Annotated in this window: 1 tRNA gene and 3 rRNA genes; all 4 read left to right on the top strand. The window is 56.6% G+C overall.

The features are described from left to right. Positions 1-1,299: ribosomal RNA gene (locus tag NDI76_RS22525) — 16S ribosomal RNA — on the top strand; the annotation flags it as partial. Between the two features lie 120 nt (positions 1,300-1,419). Continuing rightward, positions 1,420-1,491, top strand: a tRNA-Ala gene (locus NDI76_RS22520). Between the two features lie 228 nt (positions 1,492-1,719). Further along, positions 1,720-4,627: ribosomal RNA gene (locus NDI76_RS22515) — 23S ribosomal RNA — on the top strand. A 135-nt stretch (positions 4,628-4,762) separates the two neighbouring features. Then, positions 4,763-4,884, top strand: a 5S ribosomal RNA gene (rrf, locus tag NDI76_RS22510). Positions 4,885-4,941 lie beyond the last annotated feature (57 nt).

Raw genomic sequence — 4,941 nt, 5'->3', positions numbered from 1 at the left:
AGCCGGGATCAGCAAACGCTCCGGCGCTGCAGGATGCGGCTGCGGCCGATTAGGTAGACGGTGGGGTAACGGCCCACCGTGCCGATAATCGGTACGGGTTGTGAGAGCAAGAGCCCGGAGACGGAATCTGAGACAAGATTCCGGGCCCTACGGGGCGCAGCAGGCGCGAAACCTTTACACTGCACGCAAGTGCGATAAGGGGACTCCGAGTGCGAGGGCATATAGTCCTCGCTTTTGAGAACCGTAAGGCGGTTCTCGAATAAGAGCTGGGCAAGACCGGTGCCAGCCGCCGCGGTAATACCGGCAGCTCAAGTGATGGCCAATCTTATTGGGCCTAAAGCGTCCGTAGCTGGCCGTGAAAGTTCGTCGGGAAATCCATCCGCTCAACGGATGGGCGTCCGGCGAAAACTTCACGGCTTGGGACCGGAAGGCTCGAGGGGTACGTCTGGGGTAGGAGTGAAATCCCGTAATCCTAGACGGACCGCCGATGGCGAAAGCACCTCGAGAAGACGGATCCGACAGTGAGGGACGAAAGCTAGGGTCTCGAACCGGATTAGATACCCGGGTAGTCCTAGCCGTAAACAATGTTCACTAGGTGTGGCACAGGCTACGAGCCTGTGCTGTGCCGTAGGGAAGCCGAGAAGTGAACCGCCTGGGAAGTACGTCCGCAAGGATGAAACTTAAAGGAATTGGCGGGGGAGCACTACAACCGGAGGAGCCTGCGGTTTAATTGGACTCAACGCCGGACATCTCACCAGCTCCGACTACAGTAATGACGGTCAGGTTGATGACCTCGCCACGAGCTGTAGAGAGGAGGTGCATGGCCGCCGTCAGCTCGTACCGTGAGGCGTCCTGTTAAGTCAGGCAACGAGCGAGACCCGCACTCTTAATTGCCAGCAGCAGTTCCGACTGGCTGGGTACATTAGGAGGACTGCCAGTGCCAAACTGGAGGAAGGAACGGGCAACGGTAGGTCAGTATGCCCCGAATGAGCTGGGCTACACGCGGGCTACAATGGCCGAAACAATGGGTTGCAACCCCGAAAGGGAACGCTAATCTCCGAAATTCGGTCGTAGTTCGGATTGAGGGCTGAAACTCGCCCTCATGAAGCTGGATTCGGTAGTAATCGCATTTCAGAAGAGTGCGGTGAATACGTCCCTGCTCCTTGCACACACCGCCCGTCAAAGCACCCGAGTGAGGTCCGGATGAGGCCATCGCAAGATGGTCGAATCTGGGCTTCGCAAGGGGGCTTAAGTCGTAACAAGGTAGCCGTAGGGGAATCTGCGGCTGGATCACCTCCTAACGATCGGGACTAGGCCGTCGCGCCTAGCCCACCTTTGGCACATTCGCGTGCCGCTCCGTTCGTACCTCGACGCCACCGCCCGACCGAACGGGCACCTTAGAACTACCAAGGCTAACACGGGCCCGTAGCTCAGCGGCAGAGCACCTCCTTTGCAAGGAGGAAGCCCTGGGTTCAAATCCCAGCGGGTCCATACTGGGACAGCACACGAACGAATCGCTCCCCTTAAGTGGGAGCGAGGATTTCGTACAAATCCCACGAACTGATGCACTATCCCGCGAAAGCGTGGATAGGAAGGGTTCGACGGACGCTCCGGAACATATCACACCCTCCGGACGTTCAATGACGACCGTATGTACGCGTGCAATCCAGACGCCCACTGAACCCGTTCAACCGGGACACGTGGACGTCCGATAACAACTGTAACTGGCTACTGTACTGGCTGGTGAATGGCTCGGCTCGAGAGCCGACGAAGGACGTGCCAAGCTGCGATAAGCCTGAGGAAGCTGCATGGAAGCGAAGAACTCAGGATCTCCGAATGGGAATCCCTTCAACAATTGCCATCGCGCAATAGGGAACGTTCCGAATTGAAACATCTTAGTAGGAACAGGAACAGAAATCAATCCGAGATGTCGTTACTAACGGCGAGTGAACGCGACACAGTCCAAACCGAATCCGCAAGGAAATGTGGTGTACGGACATCCTATAACGGCTCTCAACGACACGAGAAGTCTCCTGGAATGGAGCGTGATACAGGGTGACAACCCCGTATCGTGTCCGCGAGAACCCGAGGTTGCTCCAGAGTAGCGAGGGTTGGATATCCCTCGTGAATGTCGCAGGCATCGACTGCGAAGACTAAACACTCCTCGAGACCGATAGCGAACAAGTAGCGTGAGCGAACGCTGAAAAGCACCCCGAAAAGGGCGGTGCAATAGGGCCTGAAATCAGTCAGTGATAGAGCGACGGGGCATACAAGGTCCTCGGAAAAACAACCGTGGGGCGACCCACCAGTAGGAATCCGAGGAAGCCGGTGTTCCGTCGTACGTTTTGAAAAACGAACCAGGGAGTGCACTTACTTGGCGAGTCTAACAGGATCATCCTGGAAGGCGTAGGGAAACCGACAAGGCCGCAGCATTGCGAGGGCCGCCGTGTTCAAGCGCGGGGAGTCAAGTGGGTGCGACCCGAAACCAGATGATCTACACGAAGGCAAGACGAAGCGTGGCGAAAGCCACGTGGAGGTCTGTTAGGGTTGGTGTCTTACAATACCCTCCCGTGACCTGCGTGTAGGGGTGAAAGGCCCATCGAATCTGGCAACAGCTGGTTCCAGCCGAAACATGTCGAAGCATGACCTCATCCGAGATAGTCTGCGAGGTAGAGCGACCGATTGAGTGACCCGCCTCCGAGAGGAGTCGGCCACTCTGTCGAACTCCGAACTTGCAGACGTCGTAGACGATGGGAATCCGGACTGCGGGGTAAGCTTGTGGTCCGTGAGGGAGACAACCCAGAGCCGGGTTAAGGTCCCCAAGTGTGGATTAAGTGCGATCGAAGATTGTCTCGAGCCCTAAACAGCCGGGAGGTGAGCTTAGAAGCAGCTACCCTCTAAGAAAAGCGTAACAGCTTACCGGCCGAGGTTCGAGGCGTCGAAAATGATCGGGGCTCAAATCCACCACCGAGACCTGGCGGCACCATTATGGTGACCCAGTAGGCTGGCATTCTGTACGGGTGGAAGCACGGGCGAGAGTTCGTGTGGACCGTTCAGAAACGAAAATCCTGGTCACAGTAGCAGCGAGAGTCGGGTGCGAACCCCGACGACCTTACGAGTAAGGGTTCCTCGGCACTGCCAATCAGCCGAGGGTTAGTCGATCCTAAGTCTCACCGTAACTCGAATGAGACAAATGGGAAACTGGTTAATATTCCAGTACCAGCATCACTCAAAGCCGACGCTTTGGGAAACACTGAACCGGGCCTTCGCCCGGTCAAATCGTGGAAACTCGTGGAAGCCGTAACGGCACGAAGCGAGCGAAGCGCGAGATAGCGCAAGTCAGTGGTACTCAGAGCCCGTGAAAAGGCAAGATGTCTGCTCGTACCGAGATCCGACACAGGTACTCTGGCGGAGAAAGCCAAGGTCTGTCGGGATCAACCGACGTTAGGGAATTCGGCAAGTTAGTCCCGTAAGTTCGCGATAAGGGATGCCTGCTCCTGACCGAGCAGGTCGCAGTGACTCGGGCGCTCCAACTGTCTAGTAACAACATAGGTGACCGCAAATCCGCAAGGACTCGTACGGTCACTGAATCCTGCCCAGTGCGGGTATCTGAACACCTCGTACAAGAGGACGAAGGACCCGTCAACGGCGGGGGTAACTATGACCCTCTTAAGGTAGCGTAGTACCTTGCCGCTTCAGTAGCGGCTTGCATGAATGGATCAATGAGAGCGCCACTGTCCCAACGTTGGGCCCGGTGAACTGTACGTTCCAGTGCGGAGTCTGGAGACCCCCAAGGGGAAGCGAAGACCCTATAGAGCTTTACTGCAGGCTGTCGCTGAGACGTGGTCGCTGATGTGCAGCATAGGTAGGAGCCGTTACACAGGTACCCGCGCTAGCGGGCCACCGAGGCAGCATTGAAATACTACCCGTCAGTGACTGCGACTCTCACTCCGGGAGGAGGACACCGGTAGCCGGGCAGTTTGACTGGGGCGGTACGCGCTCGAAAAGATATCGAGCGCGCCCAAAGATTTCCTCACGCGAGTCGGAAACTCGTGGAAGAGCGCAAGAGCACACGGAAGTCTGACAGTGTCATTCCTAACGAGTGACGCTGACGCGAAAGCGTGGTCTAGCGAACCTACGAGGTCCCTCCATGGGACCCGTAGATGACAGAAAAGCTACCTTAGGGATAACAGAGTCGTCACCGGCAAGAGCACATATCGACCCGGTGGCTTGCTACCTCGATGTCGGTTCCCTCCATCCTGCCTGTGCAGAAGCAGGCAAGGGTGAGGTTGTTCGCCTATTAAAGGAGGTCGTGAGCTGGGTTTAGACCGTCGTGAGACAGGTCGGCTGCTATCTATTGGGGGTGTGAGGTACTTGACGGGAACGATCGTATAGTACGAGAGGAACTACGATTGGTCGCCGCTGGTGTATCGGTTGTCCGAGAGGGCAGATGCCGAGTAGCTACGCGACACGGGGTAAGAGCTGAACGCATCTAAGCTCGAAACCCACCTGGAAAAGAAGTACCACCACGGACACTCGTAGAAGACGAGTTCGATAGACTTGGGGTGTACGCGCCGAGGCAACGAGGCGTTCAGCCCACGAGCACTAACAGTCCATGCCACATTCATACTGTTCATCGGACCAGTCCGCTGGTTTCGGATGAACGGGTTCAGGCGTTAACTGGATTGCACGCGCATCATACGGTTCGTAGAACCACCAACGATTGGTATCATAACGACGGTTCGATTCCGTCGGTTGGCGTTAAGGCGGCCACAGCGGCGAGGTAACACCCGTACCCATCTCGAACACGGAAGTTAAGCTCGCCAGCGTGAACGCAAGTACTGGAGTGTGCGAACCTCTGGGAACACGTTCTCGCCGCCTCCCACTCATACTCAAACGCAGACGCGAACGATACTCAACTGCGGATTCATTCGCCCGCGC

The sequence above is a fragment of the Halogeometricum sp. S1BR25-6 genome, assembly GCF_031624495.1.
In the GTDB taxonomy this organism is placed as follows: Archaea; Halobacteriota; Halobacteria; order Halobacteriales; family Haloferacaceae; genus Halogeometricum; species Halogeometricum salsisoli.
Note: the sequence above shows the minus strand (reverse complement) of the source record. Positions and strands in the feature narration are given on the sequence as shown.